Annotated in this window: 11 protein-coding genes; 6 read left to right on the forward strand and 5 right to left on the reverse strand. The window is 65.5% G+C overall.

The genetic code is table 11. The annotated features are described in order from the left end of the window. Positions 1-60: 60 nt before the first annotated feature. On the reverse strand, positions 61-2,730 hold the full coding sequence (locus tag QMA10_RS03910) for a hypothetical protein (protein ID WP_290166336.1): 2,670 nt from the start codon (positions 2,728-2,730) through the stop codon (positions 61-63). 333 nt (positions 2,731-3,063) lie between these two features. On the opposite strand from QMA10_RS03910, the gene QMA10_RS03915 reads away from it, so the two are divergent. Continuing rightward, positions 3,064-4,500, forward strand: coding sequence for an OFA family MFS transporter (locus tag QMA10_RS03915; protein WP_290166337.1), 1,437 nt, complete (start codon positions 3,064-3,066; stop codon positions 4,498-4,500). Between the two features lie 248 nt (positions 4,501-4,748). Next, positions 4,749-5,783: an NAD(P)-dependent alcohol dehydrogenase gene (locus tag QMA10_RS03920; protein WP_290166339.1), complete on the forward strand. Its 1,035-nt coding sequence runs from the start codon at positions 4,749-4,751 to the stop codon at positions 5,781-5,783. A gap of 11 nt (positions 5,784-5,794) precedes the next feature. Here the strand turns inward: QMA10_RS03920 and QMA10_RS03925 are convergent, their stop codons facing one another. From QMA10_RS03925 to QMA10_RS03935, 3 genes are read right to left on the reverse strand one after another with little or no spacing between them, the layout of a single operon-like run. Then, a complete protein-coding gene (locus QMA10_RS03925; RefSeq protein WP_290166340.1) occupies positions 5,795-6,913 on the reverse strand; it encodes a phosphotransferase family protein in 1,119 nt (372 codons plus the stop codon). 3 nt (positions 6,914-6,916) lie between these two features. Then, positions 6,917-8,182, reverse strand: coding sequence for an acyl-CoA dehydrogenase family protein (locus tag QMA10_RS03930; protein ID WP_290166341.1), 1,266 nt, complete (start codon positions 8,180-8,182; stop codon positions 6,917-6,919). Between the two features lie 19 nt (positions 8,183-8,201). After that, on the reverse strand, positions 8,202-8,984 hold the full coding sequence (locus QMA10_RS03935) for an SDR family oxidoreductase (RefSeq protein WP_290166342.1): 783 nt from the start codon (positions 8,982-8,984) through the stop codon (positions 8,202-8,204). Between the two features lie 157 nt (positions 8,985-9,141). Between QMA10_RS03935 and QMA10_RS03940 the strand changes: the two genes are divergently transcribed. Further along, the gene (locus QMA10_RS03940) at positions 9,142-9,780 is read left to right on the forward strand and encodes a TetR/AcrR family transcriptional regulator (protein ID WP_290166470.1); all 639 of its coding nucleotides are present in this window, start codon (positions 9,142-9,144) and stop codon (positions 9,778-9,780) included. A 23-nt stretch (positions 9,781-9,803) separates the two neighbouring features. Here the strand turns inward: QMA10_RS03940 and QMA10_RS03945 are convergent, their stop codons facing one another. Next, on the reverse strand, positions 9,804-11,777 hold the full coding sequence (locus QMA10_RS03945; protein ID WP_290166343.1) for an acyl-CoA dehydrogenase family protein: 1,974 nt from the start codon (positions 11,775-11,777) through the stop codon (positions 9,804-9,806). Positions 11,778-12,017: 240 nt separating this feature from the next. Here QMA10_RS03945 and QMA10_RS03950 point away from each other — a divergent pair, with 240 nt between their 5' ends. The 3 genes from QMA10_RS03950 to QMA10_RS03960 all read left to right on the forward strand — a co-directional run bounded on the left by QMA10_RS03950 (position 12,018) and on the right by QMA10_RS03960 (position 14,071). Next, a complete protein-coding gene (locus tag QMA10_RS03950) occupies positions 12,018-12,494 on the forward strand; it encodes a MarR family winged helix-turn-helix transcriptional regulator (protein WP_290166344.1) in 477 nt (158 codons plus the stop codon). A gap of 52 nt (positions 12,495-12,546) precedes the next feature. After that, entirely contained in the window at positions 12,547-12,894 is a 348-nt protein-coding gene (locus QMA10_RS03955) for a bifunctional 3-phenylpropionate/cinnamic acid dioxygenase ferredoxin subunit (protein WP_290166345.1), read from the forward strand. 127 nt (positions 12,895-13,021) lie between these two features. Continuing rightward, the gene (locus QMA10_RS03960) at positions 13,022-14,071 is read left to right on the forward strand and encodes an ABC transporter substrate-binding protein (protein ID WP_290166346.1); all 1,050 of its coding nucleotides are present in this window, start codon (positions 13,022-13,024) and stop codon (positions 14,069-14,071) included. Positions 14,072-14,080 lie beyond the last annotated feature (9 nt).

The raw sequence follows: 14,080 nt of genomic DNA on the forward strand, positions 1-14,080 counted from the left end.
CACAACAAAAGGGCGGAGCCGCGTGAGCGGCTCCGCCCTTTCGGCGGGTTGTGCCTGTGCCTAGTGCTGAGACCGGCGTGAGCGGCCGGCAAACAGCATGGCCGCGGGAATCAGGAGCAGGAGCAGTGGGATGAGCACGGCCAAAACCATCGGGGAGGAGGCAATTTCACCGGGGGTCATGGCCGTGGTGCTGGCCCGCATGGTGTCGGCGCCGTCGGAAATTTCTCCATTGCCGTCAGCGAGGGTTGTGCTGCCCTCGGCCAGCTTGCTGTTGCCTTCGGCCAGCTCGGCAGCGCCGTCCCTGAGCTCGCCCGTTCCAGCGGTGAGCGTCTTCCCGCCCTCGTCCAGCTTGACGGTGCCGTCAGCAAGCGATCCGCTGCCGGATACCAGTTTGCCGGTGCCTTCGGCCAGGCTGGTTGCCCCGGTAGCCAGCTTGTCGTTGCCTTCCGAAAGCGTCACCGCGCCGGTCTCAAGAGTGGTCAAACCGGTGGAGAGGGTCTGCGCACCGGCTGCGAGCTTGTCTGCACCTGTCACCAGTTCCGGTGTCTTGGCGGCAAGCTCCGAGGCACCCGCGTTGAGCTTGCCGGCACCCTCTGCAATGGCGCCGGTGCCTGATGCCAGGGATCCGGCACCTGCCCGGAGCGTGGCCAGGCCCGTGGAGAGTTCTCCGGTTCCGGCGTAAAGCGTTTCAGCACCGGTAGTGAGGACGCCCGCGCCGGTAGCCAGCTGGGCGGCACCCGTCTCCAGGGCCTTTGTGCCCGTTGCCAGAGCGGCGGCGCCGGCGTTCAGCCTGCCCGCGCCGTCAGCCAGGGTTCCGTTGCCGGCGGCGAGGCTGCCTGCTCCGCCGCGCAGTGCGGCAAGCCCGGTGGAGAGATCTGAGGCTCCGGTGGACAGATCCGTTGCGCCGGCGGCGAGCTTCCCGTTGCCTTCCGCCAACGCGGCGGATCCGGCCTTCAATGCTCCGGTTCCGGCCGCCGCCTCAGCGAGGCCGGCCTCAAGGGCGCCTGCGCCGTCTGCCAGTTGCTTTGCCCCGCCCTGCAGCTGCGGGGAACCCGCGGCAAGCGCTGCGGCGCCGTCGGCCACGCCCTTGGCACCGTTGCGCAGTCCCGGTTCCTCGGCGGTGCCCCGGCCGTCGAATCCGGCCTTGATGGTGAGGATGCCGTTGTTGAGCGTTTCCGCACCCGCGGCAACCTGCAGTCCGCCGTCGCGGACGGCGGGGACTCCGCCGGCGAGGGCGGCTGCTCCTGCGCCTGCATCCGCTGCGCCCGAACGAACCCGTTCCAGTCCGTCCTTGAGCTGGGAGTTGTACGCGTTGCTGAAGTTGGTGGCACCGGCGGCGATGCCGTCCACACCGGCCTGGGTGCCCTGCGCCTGCGCCGTGATCGCCGCCAGGCGGTCATCCAGCTGTGTCCCGCCCAGGGACCGCGCATCCAGCTGCAGCTGCTGCAGCTGGGCCACCATGTTTGCTGCGGCAGCTGATGCGTTTGCCGCACCGCCGGCCACGGTATCTGCACTGGTTGTCAGGACGGCTGCACCGCCGTTGACCAGGGGGATCCCGGCTGCGAGTTCTGCAGCCCCGTCACGCAGCAGGGGTCCGCCGTTGACGAGGGCATTGATGCCGTTGGAGAGGTTCCGCGCGCCCGCCGCCAGGTCGGCTGACCCGGTTGCAGCCGTGTTGACCCCGTTGCTGAGAGCCGCAGCGCCCGCGTTCACCCGGTTGGCGCCGGCCAGCAGCGCCTCGGTGCCGGCTACTGCAGCTCCGGTTCCTTCATACAGAGATTCTGCGCCCACCCGGAGGCCGCCTGCCCCCTGGGCCAGCTTCGAAACGCCCGCGTTGAGCTTGTCGGCGCCCGCAGCCAGCTCCGTGGCCCCATCCTTGGCTGACTGTGCGCCCTCGGCGAGGGCCCCGGCGCCGCCGGAAATCTTGTCGGCTCCGTCTTTGGCGTTTCCGGCACCTACCTTCAGTGTGTCGGCGCCGTCTTTGGCGGCGAGGGCCCCCTTATTGAGGTCCCCGGCTCCCGCGGCCACTTGTCCCGCTCCGGCCTTGGCTGCCGTGGCGCCGTCACGGAGCTTGTTGCCGCCGTCGTTCAGCGCCTTGGCTCCGCCCACAATTTGTCCTGCTCCGTTGCGCAGTGCGAGTCCGCCGTCGTTCAGCTTTACGGCACCGGCGTTGAGCGCACCTGCGCCTTCAGCGGCACTCAACGCACCCTTGTTCAGGTCCCCAGAGCCGGCAGCGAGCTGCAGGGCCCCGTCGGAGGCACGGACCGCCCCGTCACGAAGCTGGATGCCGCCGTTGGCGAGCTGGCCTGCACCTGCATTTGCCGTTCCCGCGCCGGCGGCGATCTTCAGCGCTCCCTCGGCCGCAGACACCGCGCCGGTCTGGAGCTTCACGGCTCCCTCATCCAGGGCAACGGCACCATCCTTCAGCGATGTGGCACCGGTCTTGGCACCGGCAATGCCGTCGGCCAGGGTGTTGGCGCCGGCATCGACCTTCTCACTGCCCGCGGCAACCTTGGCGGCACCTTCCCGGGCCCTGGCTGCTCCCTCTTTCAGGTCGCCGGCACCGGTTGATGCGCGAACCGCGCCTTCACTGAGCTGGGTTGCCCCCGCGGCAACCCTGCTGGTGAACAGTACAAAGAAAGCCAGCAGGAGGATGAGGAACAAAGCCAGAAGTGCCGTGAGAAGGGCATGCGGCCGGGAACGGTTCCGGCCGGAAAGAGAACTCGTCATTGAAATTCCTTTGTGGTCATAAGGGGGTCCGATAAGCGGACAGTCAGCCGGGAGTGCGCCGGTGGGCCCTCGAATTCAGGCGTGCCGGACAGAAAGCGCCTCTGCTCTGATGACGAATTCCCCCGACACAAGTGTGATGTCTGTTACATCTAACTTACTGAGCGGTAACAAAGCAAGGAATCCGGGGAAAAAACTTACCGGCCGGTAGGTTGCAGATTTCCCGCCCCCCGGATAACCGGTTGCGGCGTGTCACGGCGTTCCTGCGGGCGGCCATGGGGAATGCTGGCTGGCACACAGTGATGCAGGTGCCTAAGCCTTACAAGGGAGTTATGGATGAGCTGGCTCGACCGTGAAAACACCATTGCCCCGCCGGGATTCAACCGCTGGCTGATTCCGCCCGCAGCCCTGGCCGTTCACCTGTGCATCGGCCAGGTGTATGCCACGAGCGTCTACAAGAACGCGCTGGTGGAGCACTTCGACGCCAGCCTGACCCAGATCGGCATCATCTTCTCGGTGGCGATTGTGATGCTCGGTCTGTCCGCCGCGGTCATGGGGACCTGGGTTGACCGGAACGGGCCGCGCAAGGCAATGTTCGTCTCCGCCGTCTTCTGGACCGGAGGCTTTCTGGTGGGTGCGCTCGGCATCTTCACGAATCAGCTGTGGCTGCTCTACATCGGGTACGGGGTCATCGGCGGCATCGGGCTGGGAATCGGCTACATTTCTCCGGTCTCCACTCTGATCAAATGGTTCCCCGACCGTCCCGGGCTGGCCACGGGGATGGCCATCATGGGGTTTGGCGGCGGCGCGCTGATCGCCAGCCCGCTCTCCTCTGCACTGCTGACCTTCTACGATCCCGAGTTCGGGACCCCCGGAGCGAATGCCGGCGACGCCGTCGGGAAGCTTTTCCTGACCCTAGCCGCGATCTATCTCGTATATATGCTCTACGGGGCATTGACCATCCGGGTGCCGGCGGACGGCTGGGCACCGGAAGGATTCGATCCAAAAACAGTGGCGTCCAAAGCATTGGTCACCACAAACCATGTGTCCGCAGCCAACGCGATCAAGACCCGGCAGTTCTGGCTGGTGTGGATTGTCCTGTTCTGCAACGTCACCGCCGGAATCGGCATCCTGGAACAGGCCGCGCCCATGATTCAGGATTTCTTCCGCCAGCCCGACGGCGTTTCCCTGGTGAGCGCGGCCGTTGCCGGAGGTTTTGTGGGCCTGCTGTCCATCGGCAACATGGGCGGGCGCTTTGTCTGGTCCGCCACGTCGGATGTGATCGGGCGAAAGCGGATCTACATGGTCTACCTCGGAGTTGGAGCCGTCCTCTACCTGATGCTCGCCCTGTTCGGGGGCACATCAACCATCCTGTACGTGCTCTTGGCTTTTGTGATTCTGTCCTTCTACGGCGGCGGTTTTGCCACGGTTCCGGCCTACCTTCGGGACCTTTTCGGCACCTTCCAGGTGGGTGCCATCCACGGACGGCTGCTGACGGCATGGTCCGCTGCAGGCATCGCCGGCCCGCTGATCGTGAACTCCTTCCTTGACGCGCAGGGAACACCGGGAGAGCTGAACGCGGAGGCGTACCAGCCGGCGCTGCTCACCATGGTGGCCCTGCTGGTGATCGGCTTCATCGCTAACCTGATGGTGCGTGCGGTCGATGCCAAGCACCACGAACCGGACAAGCACCAGGGATCAGCCAAACACCAGGAACCAGCCAAACACCAAGAGCCGGCTGAGAAAACCGAACTGGAAGAGGAGCACAAATGAGCAAGACAGGTATCCGCATCGCCGTGAGCTGGCTGCTCGTGGGCGTCCCGCTGGCCTACGGCGTCTTCCAGACGCTCTCCCGCGCCGCGGCCCTCTTCGGCTGACCGGCAAACGGAAGGTCCGGCGCGTGCACGTTATCCGGAGAGGGGGTGTTTTGGCGGAGGGAGGGATGTCACTATGGGGGACACATCCACTCATCGTTCCGCACCGGCAGCCATCTGCCTGCGTGCGGGGACAAGGAGAAAGACGTGAAGGCCCTCCAATACCGCACCATCGGCTCGCCGCCTGAAGTCGTGGAAATCGATACTCCCGAGCCCGGTCCCGGCCAGGTCCGGATCAAGGTGACCGCCGCGGGCGTCTGCCATTCAGATGAGTTCATCATGAGCCTGCCCGATGACCAGTACGTCTATGGGCGTCCGCAGACCCTGGGCCATGAAGGCGCCGGCATAGTGGACAAGCTGGGCGACGGCGTGGAGCACCTGGAACTCGGAACATCGGTGGCGGTCTACGGACCCTGGGGTTGCGGGCAGTGCTACGAGTGTTCCAAAGGCAGCGAGAATTACTGCACCAACGCGGCCGCGTACGGCATCACCCCGCCGGGGCTGGGGGCACCCGGAGCCATGGCGGAATACATGATCGTGGACAGTCCGCGGCATCTGGTTCCGCTTGGCGACCTTGATCCGGTGAAGAACGTTTCGCTGACGGATGCGGGGCTAACGCCGTATCACGCGATTAAAGGGTCATTGGGCAAACTTCATGCCGGCGCCACCTGCGTGGTGATTGGCGTGGGCGGACTGGGGCACGTGGCGGTACAGCTGCTGCGCGCGATGACCCCGGCCACAGTGGTTGCCCTGGATATCAGCGAGGACAAGCTGAATCTCGCCTCGGATGTGGGCGCCCACTACACCTTCCCGTCCGAGCAGGGAACGGTGGCGCTGGTGCGGGACCTGACCCACGGTGAGGGCGCCAACGTGGTGTTCGATTTTGTGGCCAACCAGGCCACCATGGATTTGGGCCAGGCCATGATCCGGGCGCAGGGGGACCAGGTGCTGGTGGGCGTTGGTGCAGGCGTGCTGCCGGTGGGCCTCATGGCAGGGGCTATGGAGTCATCCATCCGGTCGCCGTATTGGGGCACCCGGCCGGAGCTCATTGAAGTCTTTGATCTGGCGCGGTCCAGCGGCATCAATGTGCATACCGAGGTGTTCTCCCTTGAGGAAGCGCCCAAGGCCTACGAAAAACTCAGGAAAAACCAGGTCCTGGGCCGCGCCGTCATCGTGCCGTAGCCGGCACGCTCCTACCGCGGGGCAGGGGACAGGCCCGCAAATACCCGGGCCTGGGCGAGAAGCTGCGGAACGCCGGCGTCGAGCGACGGCGCAAACAGCCTGTCGTTGGGGCGCTCTCCCTTGAGCCACCTGGTGTAGATCGCTTCGCAGAAGATGGAGGCTTTCCACAGCGCCAGCGTCTGGTACCAGGGGAGGGCATCCAGGGACAGGCTGGTTTGATCCTGGTAGCGGGAGATCAGCTGTGCCCGCGTCAGGTAGCCCGGATTGCGGGTGACTGCGGTCAGCTCCAGCGGGCTGGGCGGGCTGTCAGGCTCGGCGTAGGTTGCAGTGAGGTAGCCGAGGTCAGCGAGGGGATCGCCCACCGCCGCCATTTCCCAGTCCAGGACGGCAGTGACCCGCGCCGGTGCGCCGGGATGGAACATCAGGTTGCCGGGCCGGTAATCCCCGTGCAGCACGGAAGCCTGCTGGCTTGACGGCAGATTGTCAGCCAGCCAGGTTCCCAGCCGGGCGACGTCGGGCAGCGAACGGGTGGTGTTGATCTCCCACAGTGCGGAAAAGCGTTCCACCTGGCGGCGCAGGTATCCGTCGGCACGTCCGAAGGACGCCAGATCACCGGCCGCCGCATCCACAGCGTGCAGCTGGACCAGGGTGTCGACGACGGCGTTGCTGGTCGCCAGCCGCTGCTCGGGTGAGCTCAGGGCTTCCGGAATCACGTTGGTGATGACCATCCCCGTCAGGAAGGTCATCACGTAAAACGGCACGCCCAGAACCGACTCGTCTTCACAGACGGCAAGGATCTTGGGGACCGGGATGCCGCGGTCCTGCAGCAGCTGCTGGATCCGGGCTTCACGGACCATGTCATGTGTTGACCGGGGCAGGGGAGGCCGCGGGCCGCGGCGGAGCACGAACACCTCACCGCCGCGCTCCAGCCGGTAGGTGATGTTGGACTGCCCGTCGCCGATTTGGGCCCAGGACAACGGCCCGGATCCGAGGTTGCGGGCGTCCAGGAAAGCGGTGACTGCGTCCAGGATCAGCAGCGGCGGGGAGGCGAGCTCGGCGGCTTCGGCGGAGGTTGCCACCACCTCGCTGCCGTCAGGCACCGACTGCATGGAAAGTGTGCCGATCGACATCTTCTAGCCTTCCGCGGAACTAAAGGAGGCGGCAGTGTCCACTGAAGCCTGGAACGGGGCACCGGCTTCCACCTCACGCCGCCGGGCGGCGGAGGCCCGGCGGGCAATGGCCCATTTATGGGTTTCGTTGGATCCGTCATAGATGCGGAATGCCCGAACCTCGTTGAGGTAGGACGCCAGCGGCAGCCGGTCGGAAACGCCGTCGCCCCCGCACAGCTGCAGCGAGCGGTCGATCACCCGGTACACCGCCTCGGAGGTGTGCGCCTTGGCGACAGAGCTCAGCGCGGAGCCCGCTTTGGCATTCTCTTCCAGGAGGGCGGCCGTCTTGGTGATGATCGCGTCGGATGTTTCCAGATCCATCACGTTCAGGGCCAGCATGTCCTGAGCAATCCCGAGCTCATGCATGCCGGAGCCGAAAATCTCCCGTGTGTTGGTCCGGTCCAGGGCAATGTCCATGGCCCGCCGGGCCAGTCCCAGCCAGCGCATGCAGTGCGTCAGGCGGGCCGGACCGAGGCGGACCTGGGCATAGCGGAATCCCTGTCCCGCGGCGCCCAGCACAGCGCTGTCCGGAACAAAAACGTCCTCGAAGTGCAGGTGCGGATGCCCGCCGCCGATGGCTCGGTCCATGGTGGAGATTTGTTCGCCGATCCGCACGCCGGGAGTATCCATGTCCACCAGCAGCATGGTGGCGCCGGCGGGGGCGGAGGAGGAGCCGCCGTCGGCTGCAGCAGCGATCTCCGGCGTGCGCACCATGGCGATGCAGAAGGATGCATTGTTGGCACCGCTGATAAAACGTTTGTGGCCGTTGATCACCCACCCGCCGTCCACCTTTGCCGCAGAGGTCCGCAGTGCGGCCGGATCCGATCCGGCACCCGGATGCGGCTCGGTCATCCCGAAGCAGGAACGTGCAGCACCGGAGACGAGCGGACGCAGATACTGCTCTTTCTGTGCCGGGGTGCCGATGAGTTCAAGCATGTGCATGTTGCCCTCATCCGGTGCCTGGCAGTTGAGCACCGTGGGGCCGATCAGTGAATAACCCGCCTCCTGGAAGACGGGGGACCAGAACTGCAGGGGAACACCCTGCCCGCCGTATTCCCGCGGAACATGGGGAGCGAACACTCCGGCGCTCCTGGCCGCGGCCTGCAGCCGGTCCCGCTCGGATTCCTGCAGCCGTTCGCCGGGGGAAGGCTCGGACGGGATGACAACGGAGCGGATGAAGTCCCGGGTGCGCAGCCGCAGGTCTTCTATGTCCGGGGGGAGGGTATTCATTCGGTGTCCTTTGCGTGGCTCATGCGTTGCCGCCGGCAGCCAGGAGGCCGCCGTCGAGGTTCAGGATTTGGCCGGTGATCCAGGCCGCGTCATCCGAGGCCAGGAAGGCGGCGGCTGCCGCCACGTCCTCAGGTGTGCCCAGCCGTCCCAGCGGATAGGCGGCGGCCACCTGCTCCTCGCGTCCTTCATAGAGTGCCCGGGCAAACTGTGTCTTGACGACGGCGGGAGCCAGGGCGTTGACCCGGATGGCCGGGCCAAGCTCCACGGCCAGGGAACGCGTGAGCTGCTCAATGGCAGCCTTGCTGATCCCGTAGAAGCTGATGCCGGGAGAGGGTGTTTGGGCGCTGACCGAGGACAGGTTGATCACGGAACCGCCCCGGCCGGCAAAATCGAGTTTTTCGTGGCGGTAGGCAGCCTGCACCCAGCCGAGGGTGCCGAACAGGTTGACGTCGATGATCTTGCGGGCGGCTTCGGGGTCAAGGTCCATCAGCGGACCATAGACCGGGTTGATGCCGGCGTTGTTCACCAGGATGTCCAGCCGGCCGAATTCTGCCGCCACCGCGTCCAGCACTTCGTCCCTGTGGTTGGCATCGTCCGATTTGCCCGCAATGGCAAGGACGGAGCCTGCGGGGAATGCTGCCGCGGCTTCCGCCAGAGGTTCGGGCTTGCGGGCGGTGATGCAGACGCGGGCACCTTCTGCCACCAGCCGCTGGGCCACAGCCAGCCCGATTCCCCGGCTGGCACCGGTAATAATGGCTGTTTTTCCGTCCAGCCTGCGGGCGGGAACGCTGTTCTCTGGCATGGAACTCCTCAGGATGAAACGGGGACCGGCGAGAGCCGAACCAAAAAGCACTGGGACCGAGCAACCGATCGGTATGGCGCACGGGTACGCTTAGTCTGGTGCAGAGGGAAAAATGTGTCAAGGGTCACTGACGGGCGATTGAAGGGGCGTGAGCGCGATGGTCAGCGGAAGCATCGGCGGGGAAGCACTGCAGGCGGCCGCCGACGATACGCAGTGGCGAAATTACTCCGGAGAGGAGCTGCCGCCTGTGCTGTCGGCTGCCCTGGCCTGTTTCGTGGAGCAGGGTTACCACGGCACCACCATCCGGGAAGTGGCCGGCCGTGCCGGACTCTCTGTCCCCGGGATCTATCACCACTATTCCTCGAAGCACGCGCTCCTGGAAGGCATAGCTCAGCGCGCGATGGCTGATCTGTTCCGGCGCAGCGAAGCCGCCCTTACGGAGGCGGGCCCCGGAGTGGAGGAGCGTTTCCAGCTGCTCATCGAATGCCTGGTGCTTTTTCACGCCCACCGCAGTGAGCTCGCGTTCATTGCGGCCTCGGAAATCCGCAGCCTCCATGACGATGCCCGTGCAGCACACATTGCGTCCCGTGACCGTCAGCAGCGGCTGCTGATGGAGGTGGTGAACGACGGCGTAGCCGCCGGTGCTTTCGTCACGCCCTTTCCTGCGGAATCCGCACGTGCCGTGATCACCATGTGCACCGGCGTCGCCCAGTGGTACCGGTCAGCCGGTGAACTGTCCCCGGAAGAGCTGGCCGCCCGGTATGTGGTGATTGCCCGCGCCGCCATGGGCGGCTGACGGGCAGGGGCGGCCGGGGGTGGTCAGCGGTACCGTCGGTGCAGGTCCTCGCCGGCCTCCGGCCCGTTCGCGGATTCAGAGATCCACGGCCCGGTGCCCTCGGACTGGTCCAGCACCCCTTCCTCCAGCCAGGTGTAGCGTCCCTCGAGCACACTCCTGGCGAGCCGGCGGTCCTCTGCGTCCGAGTTGCGCCACAGATCATCAAAGAGGGTTTCGGTCCGTACGCGTGACTGCGCGCAGAACGCCTCTGCCAGCTGGTATGCCTGGGCTCCCTCTTCCGGATTCCGGCGGCGGAGGGTTTCCGCCCGCATGCACACTGCCGACATGGCGAAAAGCTCTGCGCCGATATCCACAATGCGGCCCAGGAACACCTGGTGGTGTTCCAGCCGGGCCTGCCACCGTGCCATCCCGTAAAACGTGGAGCGGGCCAGCCGGCGTGAAGCCCGGTCCGCGTAGCGCAGATAGCCCGCCAGGGGGCCGAATTCGGCATACGCCTTAGGAACGGACCCTTTCCCTGCGGCGAGTGTGGGGAGCCAGCGCCCGTAGAATCCGCTGGCCTTCACGGCGGCCCTGGCCTTGTTGCCCCAGGGGGCATCCGCCACCGCCAAATCGCCGGCGGCCTTGAGGTGGGCGTCCACCGCATCGCGGGCGATCAGCAGATGCATGATCTCCGTGCTGCCCTCGAAGACACGGTTGATTCTCAGATCCCGCAGCTGCTGTTCGGCCGCTACGGCCCGTTCACCGCGTGCGGCGAGCGATGCTGCTGTTTCAAACCCGCGCCCGCCGCGGACCTGGACCAGTTCATCTCCAATCCGGTAGGCCATTTCCGATGCCCATAGTTTGGCCAGTGCGGCTTCGATGCGGATGTCCTTGGTGCCGGCGTCCGCCAGGGAGGCGGACAGCTCGAAGACACTTTCCAGGGCGAAGGCGGTGGCGGCGATGAACGCCACTTTCTTCGCCACGGCCTCGTGCCGGCCAATGGGCCGGCCCCACTGCTCCCGGGTGCCCGTCCATTCGCGGGCGATCTTGGTGGACCACTTGCCGGCGCCGGCGCAGAGGGCGGGGATGGACAGGCGTCCGGTGTTCAGGGTGGTGAGGGCAATCTTCAATCCCTGGCCTTCCCTGCCCAGCCGGTTGGCGGCCGGAACCCGAACGCCGCGCAGCCGGGTCACCCCGTTTTCAATGCCGCGCAGGCCCATGAAGTTGTTGCGGTTTTCAACGGTGATGCCGGGGGTGTCCATTTCCACGACGAAGGCACTGATGCCGCCCTTCTCTGTGCCGTGGGGCGGCACTGCGGCCATGACCACCACCAGCTCGGCAATTACGCCGTTGGTGGTCCAGAGCTTTACGCCGTCCAGGACATATTCGGTTCCGTCCCCGGAAAGCACCGCGGTGGCACGCATCCGTGCCGGGTCGGACCCGACATCGGGTTCGGTCAGCAGGAACGCCGAGATGGCTCCTGCGGCACAGCGGGGGAGGTACTTTTCCTTCTGTTCGTCGGTGCCGAACACCTTGACCGGCTCGGGTACGCCGATGGACAGGTGGGCGGAGACCAGTGCACCGAGGCTGGGATGCACGGAGCCGAGCAGCATCAGTGCCCGGCCGTAGGCGAGCAGGGACAATCCCAGTCCGGAGTATCGGCGCGGAATCTTCATGCCGAAGACCCCCAGATCCGTCAGTCCCCTCAGATACTCATCGGGGATGACGCCGGTGGTTTCAATGACCTGCCCGTCCAGCGTGCGGCAGAAGGCTTCCAGCCGGTCCAGGAAATCGCGCTCGCGGACGGCTTCCTCGGGATCCGCCGGCTGGGGGCGAATCAGGTCCAAGTTATAACTGCCCATGTAGAGCCCTTTGGCGAAACCGGGCCGCCGGTCCTCGGAGATGCGGGACTCTTCAGCCAGCGCACGGGCATCCTGGGCGGTAACCACGCGTTCCTTGACTTCCCGAACACCCTCGCTGGCGGTGGTGCGCGCGTCCTGCAGGTCCTTGGTGCTCATGGCACTTCCCCTCGCTCCGGGCTGCTCCAGGCAACCTCCGTTGGCTGTGCGCCACAGCCTACGCGCGGCAACAGCGGGCAGAAAGGGTGAAGCGGCGCCCTTTCCGCAGGGATCTGACTTTGGTGCCGCCGGACCATCCGCCGGCCCCCGTTGTTGACAAACCCCCCCTCTGTCGCGTTGGAATAGTAAGCACGCTGATTGTTTGATGCCAACTGGAGATATTGACAGGAAAGCAGGCAAATGCAGAACGAGGGGGACTGGGAAGCTGTCCGACTGCTGTCCACGGCGGCCCGGCTGGTGCGCCGCGAGATCGATAACCGGTTGAGGAGTGTTGGCCTGACACAGGAGCGGGTCACGGTGCTTCGGGTGCTGGAGGCCGAGGGTCCGATGAAGCGGGCGGAGCTGGCACGGAGGCTGCGGGTTACGGCGCAGACGCTGGGTACGTCACTGGTGACGATGTCCCGCCAGGGGCTCGTGGGCGAATTTACGCCCGCAACCAACGGTTCACGCCGGGCAGTGAGCATCTCCGAGCACGGATTAAAGATGCTGGGGCGTGCCGATGATATTGAGCAGGCCGGATTCACTGCAGCCATCCGGCCGGAACTCCGCCGTGAACTTATCGGACTCATTCGCGAAATGGAGGTCAAGCGCACCGGGGCGCCGGCCTCCCTGCAGCCCCCGCCGCCGTTCCGCACGGCGGACCGGGGCGCCGGGTAACGTGGTGGGTGACAAGAACACCCTGTGCGTCCCGCGCCGGAGGAGGGCAATGATGGCCGAAGGCATACGTATAGCTGCCGCTGATGAAATTGATGAAGGAACCGCACTGAAAGTCGAGGCGGAGGTGGCCGGCACCCCGGACGACATTGCGGTGTTCCGCAGTGACAACGGAGACTACTACGCCCTGGATGACACCTGCACCCATGAGGAGGCGTCACTGTCGGAAGGGTGGATCGAGGACACGGAGGTGGAGTGCCCGGTCCATTCGGCGCGGTTCTGTCTGCGCACCGGCCGGGCCCTGTGCCTGCCCGCGATGGTGAACGCCAGGACGCATCGCGTGGAAGCGCGCGACGACGGCGTCTACCTTTACCCGGAAGAGGCTCCGGACCAGGAACAGTGACCCGGACAATGTAATACGCAAGACAGACGTTGCGTATTTAATCCGAGGATAGGTTAGCCTTACTTCTGTCCGGATTTACCGGACATTGGTTTTGCTCAAGAGTCCAACCCTTAGTCAAGGAGCCCCCATGGCCCTGTCCCGGATGCGCCGTGCTGCGGCTGTTGCCGCCGTCGCTGCTTTGTCCCTTTCCGCCTGCTCAACCGGTGCCACCGGCGAAGCGGGCAGCGGCGCCAGCTCCGCTGCAGCGGCAAACGATTCCTTCCCGGTTACCATCGAACATATCTACGGTGAAACGACCATAGAGTCCGCTCCTGAGCGGGTGGCGGCCGTTGCGTGGTCGAATGCAGAAACAGCTCTGGCCCTTGGTGTTGTGCCTGTGGTCATGCCCGCCATCACTTACGGCGGCAATGACCAGGGAACCACGCCCTGGATCGATGAGGCGCTGGAAGAACTGGATGCTCCCATCGGATCCGAGAATGCTCCGGCCCTGTACTCGGATACCGACGGCATCGACTTTGAAGAGGTGGCTGCCTCGGATCCGGACGTCATTCTTGCCGCCTATTCCGGCCTGACCCAGGAAGACTACGACAAGCTCTCCAAGATCGCTCCCGTCGTCGCATACCCGGATGCTCCCTGGGGCACCTCATGGCAGGAAACCGCTGAGATGACCGGTGAAGCCCTGGGACTGAGCGAAAGGGCCGGGGAGCTGGTGGCCGAGACGGAGCAGTCCATCAAGGACACCGCCGCCAAGTATCCGGAACTGGAGGGCAAGACCTTCATTTACGGCAACCTCGCCAAGGGTGCCTCCTCCGTCTACACCTCCCTGGACAACCGCCCCAAGTTCCTGACCGAGCTGGGAATGGTTCAGGCGCCGGTTGTGGATGAGAATGCTCCGGCGGATGCCTTCTACTTCCCGTGGGCCGATGAGGACGCCAACCGGCTGGACTCCGACATCTTTGTGACCTGGGTGGCTGACGACGAGGCTGCAGCGGCCCTCGAGGACGACCCGCTGCTGGGCCAGATTCCGGCGGTCAAGAACGGTGCCCTGGTTGCCGATGCCAATGCTGAGCGCGTTTTCTCTGTTTCGGCCATCAATGTCCTGAGCGTCCCCTACGCCCTGGATAATGTAGTGCCGATGATTGCGGAGGCGGCTGCTGCAGCCGACGCCGCCAAGTAACTACGGCGG

Source organism: Arthrobacter sp. APC 3897 (assembly GCF_030407495.1).
Taxonomy (GTDB): domain Bacteria; phylum Actinomycetota; class Actinomycetes; order Actinomycetales; family Micrococcaceae; genus Arthrobacter_B.

Coding starts and splice junctions, on each gene's coding strand:
- QMA10_RS03910 (WP_290166336.1), bottom strand. CDS start 2,730: ATGACGAGTTCTCTTTCCGGCCGGAACCGTTCCCGGCCGCATGCCCTT.
- QMA10_RS03915 (WP_290166337.1), top strand. CDS start 3,064: ATGAGCTGGCTCGACCGTGAAAACACCATTGCCCCGCCGGGATTCAAC.
- QMA10_RS03925 (WP_290166340.1), bottom strand. CDS start 6,913: ATGTCGATCGGCACACTTTCCATGCAGTCGGTGCCTGACGGCAGCGAG.
- QMA10_RS03930 (WP_290166341.1), bottom strand. CDS start 8,182: ATGAATACCCTCCCCCCGGACATAGAAGACCTGCGGCTGCGCACCCGG.
- QMA10_RS03935 (WP_290166342.1), bottom strand. CDS start 8,984: ATGCCAGAGAACAGCGTTCCCGCCCGCAGGCTGGACGGAAAAACAGCC.
- QMA10_RS03940 (WP_290166470.1), top strand. CDS start 9,142: ATGGTCAGCGGAAGCATCGGCGGGGAAGCACTGCAGGCGGCCGCCGAC.
- QMA10_RS03945 (WP_290166343.1), bottom strand. CDS start 11,777: ATGAGCACCAAGGACCTGCAGGACGCGCGCACCACCGCCAGCGAGGGT.
- QMA10_RS03950 (WP_290166344.1), top strand. CDS start 12,018: ATGCAGAACGAGGGGGACTGGGAAGCTGTCCGACTGCTGTCCACGGCG.
- QMA10_RS03955 (WP_290166345.1), top strand. CDS start 12,547: ATGGCCGAAGGCATACGTATAGCTGCCGCTGATGAAATTGATGAAGGA.
- QMA10_RS03960 (WP_290166346.1), top strand. CDS start 13,022: ATGGCCCTGTCCCGGATGCGCCGTGCTGCGGCTGTTGCCGCCGTCGCT.